This is a genomic window from Stenotrophomonas sp. SrG (genome assembly GCF_050031795.1).
In the GTDB taxonomy this organism is placed as follows: Bacteria; Pseudomonadota; Gammaproteobacteria; order Xanthomonadales; family Xanthomonadaceae; genus Stenotrophomonas; species Stenotrophomonas rhizophila_A.
The window spans coordinates 1-235 of the sequence record NZ_JBNBBE010001356.1 but is presented as its reverse complement, the minus strand read 5'-3'; the positions used below and the strand labels follow the sequence as shown (position 1 = coordinate 235).

General features: G+C 73.6%; 1 pseudogene. It reads left to right on the top strand.

The features are described 5' to 3' along the window. Positions 1–87: 87 nt before the first annotated feature. Positions 88–235: pseudogene (locus ACQG3P_RS23825) on the top strand (two-component system response regulator CreB); the annotation flags it as partial.

Below are 235 nucleotides of genomic sequence, written 5' to 3'. Positions count from 1 at the left end.
ATCGGCGTGGTTGCCGGCATGGAAGGCGTGGCGGTAATTCATCGGGGCAGTGTACGGGGCGGCGGCCCCAGCGGCTATGCGGCGCGCATGAACCGCCCCCTGCACAACGTCCTGGTCGTCGAAGACGAAGCCGCCATCGCCGCTACCGTGCTCTACGCGCTGCGCAGCGAGGGCTCCGGGGCCCGGCACTGCCTGCTCGGCGGGCAGGCGCGGCCGCTGCTGCGCCAGGCGCCGG